Origin of the sequence: Kitasatospora putterlickiae (assembly GCF_039527695.1) — a bacterium.
GTDB lineage: Bacteria > Actinomycetota > Actinomycetes > Streptomycetales > Streptomycetaceae > Kitasatospora > Kitasatospora putterlickiae.
Genome location: NZ_BAAAKJ010000273.1, coordinates 685 through 4,670, shown reverse-complemented (window position 1 = coordinate 4,670; position 3,986 = coordinate 685). Strand labels below are relative to the sequence as shown.

The 3,986-nt window shown below is 75.6% G+C and carries 1 protein-coding gene; it reads right to left on the bottom strand.

Features of this window, described 5'->3' with window-relative positions:
- Positions 1 to 3,986 (bottom strand): type I polyketide synthase (locus ABD308_RS27225; protein WP_344339765.1); only part of this gene is annotated, 3,986 nt, incomplete at both ends.

Sequence of the window (3,986 nt, the reverse complement as noted above, 5' to 3'; positions counted from 1 at the left end):
TCCCCGGCCGCGTTCGCGGTCAGGACGGCGAGCGGGCGGACGGAGTCACCCGCCAGGCGCTCCTGGATCCCGGCGAGCGCGGCGCCGGCCAGGACACGGGCCGCCTGCGGCGCCGACAGCCCCTCGGGAACACGGGTCAGGTCGAGCACGTCCTCCTCGGCCGCGCGGTCCGCCGACCTCGGGAGGTCGGCCGGCGTCCAGTCGACGCGGTACAGGTGCTCGGCGGCGGCGTCCCGGGTGACGGACAGCCGCTCGGGTGCCACCGGCCGCAGGACCAGCGCCCCGACGGCGCCGACGGGCCGGCCGGCCGGGTCGGTCAGCGTGAAGGACACGCTGTCCGGGCCCTCCCGGCGGGCGTGCACCCGCAGCGCGGTAGCCCCGGACGCGAACAGCGCCACGTCGTTCCAGGCGAACGGCAGCAGCACCTCCCCCGGGCCCGCCACCGGCGCCGCGCCCAGGTTGGCAGACTGCAGGGCGGCGTCCAACAGGGCCGGGTGCAGCCCGAACCGCCCGGCGGAGTCCGCCAGTTCGTCCGGCAGCGCGACCTCGGCGAACACCTCCTCGCCGGACCGCCAGGCGGCCCGCAGGCCGCGGAAGGCGTCGCCGTACTCGTAGCCGGCCTCCGCCAGCCGCTCGTAGAAGCCGTCCACCGCGACCGGCTCCGCACCGGGCGGCGGCCACGCCTCATAGCCGAACTCCGGTGCGGCCCCGGCCGCCAGGAAACCGGTGGCGTGCCTGGTCCAGGCGCCGCCGTCGGCGTCCTCGGGACGCGAGTGCACGTGAACGGCCCTGCGGTCGTCGTCGGCGGCCGGGTCGACCGTGACGCGGACCTGGAGACCGCCGCGCTCGGGCAGGATCCCCGGGGCTTCGACGACCAGTTCCTCCAGGCGGCCGAGGCCGGTCTGCTCCCCGGCCCGCAGGGCGAGTTCGAGGAAGGCCGCGCCGGGCAGCAGGACCGTCCCCGAGACGGCGTGGCCGGCCAGCCACGGGTGCGTCCGGGTCGACAGGCGGCCGGTGAACACCACTCCACCGTCCGGCAGTTCGACCAGGGCGCCGAGCAGCGGGTGCTCGGCCGCGGCGACGCCGAAGGCCGTCACGTCACCGGTGGAGGCCACGGGTTCGAGCCAGAAGCGCTGGTGCTGGAAGGGGTAGGTCGGCAGTTCGGAGGGGCGGACGGTGCCGGCTCCGGCGAAGGCCGGGGACCAGTCGACGGCCAGGCCGTGGACGTGGAGTTCGGCGGCGGCGAGCAGGACGCGGTCCCAGCCGCCGTCCTCGCGGCGCAGGGTCCCGGTGACCACGGTCGGCGCCTGGACGGCCTCCTCCAGGGCCTCCACGACGGCGTGGGCGAGCACGGGGTGGGCGCTGACCTCGACGAACGCCCGGAAGCCCCCGGCCGCCAGGGTCTCGACGGCGTCGGCGAAGCGGACGGTCTGCCGCAGGTTGCGGTACCAGTACCCCGCGTCCAGCTCCGGACCCTCCAGCCAGCGGTTCTCCACCGTGGACAGGAACGGGACGCTCGCCGGCCGGGGCTTCACCGCACCCAGCAGTTCCGCGAGTTCGGCCTCGATCGACTCCACGTGCGAGGTGTGCGACGCGTAGTCGACGGCGACCCGCCGCACCCGCACACCCTGCTCCTCGTACGAGGCGACAAGGCTGTCCAGCCCGGCCGGGTCGCCGGCGACGACGACCGAGGACGGGCCATTGACGGCCGCGATCTCGACCCCGGCCGGCAGGGCGTCATTCACCTCGGCGAACGGCAGAGCCACCGAGACCATCCCGCCGCGTCCGGCCAGGCCGCGGGCGATGGCCTGCGAGCGCAGCGCCACCACGGCGGCGGCGTCGTCCAGCGAGAGGACGCCCGCGACGTGAGCCGCCGCGATCTCCCCCTGGGAATGGCCCACGACCGCGTCCGGCACCACCCCCAGCGACGCCCACAACCGCGCCAGGCCCACGTTCACCGCGAACGACACCGGCTGCACCACATCCACCCGCTCCAACGAAGCGGCACCCGGCACCTGGTTCACCACATCCAGCAACGACCAGTCGACATAAGGCTCCAAAGCCTTCTCGACCTCGCCCAGCACCTCCGCGAACACCGCCGACTCGGCGAGCAACCGCCGCCCCATCCCCACCCACTGGGAACCCTGACCCGGGAACACGAACACCGACCGACCACTCACCTCCGCCCGACCGGACACCAGCCCCGACCCGCCCTCTCCCCCGGCCAGGGCCTTCAGCGCGGCGACGAGCGCGGCCCGGTCGGCACCGACGGCCACGGCACGCTCGGTGAACCGGGTGCGCGCGGTGACGAGGCTGCGGGCGGTGGCGGCGAGGACCGGCGCAGGCTTCCCCTCCGCGAAGGCCGCCAGCCGCGCGGCCTGCTGCCGCAGCGCCGCCTCCGAGGCGGCCGAGAGCACCAACGGCAGGGCGGTGTCCGCCGGTTCGGCGTCCGGCTGCGGCGGAGCCTCCTCGGCCGGGGCCTGCTCCAGGATCACGTGTGCGTTCGTCCCGCTCACACCGAACGCCGAGACGCCTGCCCGGCGCGGGCGGCCGACCTCCGGCCAGGCCCGCTGCTCGGTGAGCAGGGCGATGCCGCCCGAGGACCAGTCAATGTGGGAGGAGGGCGCGTCGATGTGGAGGGTCTGCGGCAGCACGCCGTGGCGCAGCGCCTCGACCATCTTGATCACGCCCGCGACGCCGGCGGCGGCCTGGGTGTGGCCGATGTTGGACTTCACCGACCCCAGCCAGAGCGGCTGTTCGGCCGGGCGGTCCTTGCCGTAGGTGGCGAGCAGGGCGTGGGCCTCGATCGGGTCGCCGAGCGGGGTGCCGGTGCCGTGCGCCTCGACGGCGTCGACGTCGCCGGCCGCCAGGCGGGCGTTGGCGAGGGCGGCCCGGATCACCCGCTCCTGCGAGGGACCGTTCGGGGCGGTCAGCCCGTTGGACGCACCGTCCTGGTTCACCGCCGAACCCCGGACGACCGCCAGCACCTCGTGCCCCAGGCGCCGGGCGTCGGAGAGCCGTTCCAGCAGCAGCAGGCCCACGCCCTCGGACATCCCGAACCCGTCGGCGGCGTCGGCGAAGGCCTTGCTCCGGCCGTCGGCGGCGAGGCCGCGCTGCCGGGAGAAGCCGACCAGGCCTTCGAGCGTGGACATCACCGAGGCGCCGCCGGCCAGGGCCAGCGTGCACTCCCCGGCGCGCAGCGCCTGGGCCGCGAGGTGCAGGGCGACCAGGGAGGACGAGCAGGCGGTGTCGACGGTGATCGCGGGTCCCTCCAGGCCGAGGGCGTAGGAGAGGCGGCCGGAGAGCACGCTGCCCGCGTTGCCGGTGACCAGGTAGCCCTCGTCGGCGGCGCCGCCGGTGCCCTGGGTGCCGTAGTCCTGGCCGTGGGTGCCGATGAACACGCCGGTCGGGGTGGCGCGCAGGGCGGTGGGGTCGAGTCCGGCGCGCTCCAGCGTCTCCCAGGCGACTTCGAGCAGAAGCCGCTGCTGCGGGTCCATCGCCAGGGCCTCGCGCGGGTTGATGCCGAAGAAGGCGGCGTCGAAGTCGGCGATGCCGGGCAGGAATCCGCCGCCGCGCACGTAGGTGCGGCCGGGGGCGTCGGGGTCGGGGTCGTAGCTGCCGTCGAGGTCCCAGCCCCGGTCGGTGGGCAGGCCGGTGACGGCGTCGCCGCCACCGGCGACGAAGCGCCAGAGGTCCTCGCCGGAGTCGAGGCCGCCGGGGAAGCGGCATCCGACGGCGACGATCGCGATCGGCTCGTCCGCGGTCCCGGCGGCCTGTGCCGCAGGAGTGGCGGGGGCGGCGGAGGCCGGTTCCCCGCCGACGAGTTCGGTCGCGAGGTGGGCGGCGAGGGCCTTGGGCGTGGGGTAGTTGAACACCAGGGTGGCGGGCAGCCGCAGGCCGGTGGCGGTGCCGAGGGCGTTGCGGAGTTCGACGGCGGTGAGCGAGTCGACGCCGAGTTCCTTGAACGCCTTGTCGACGTCCAGCGC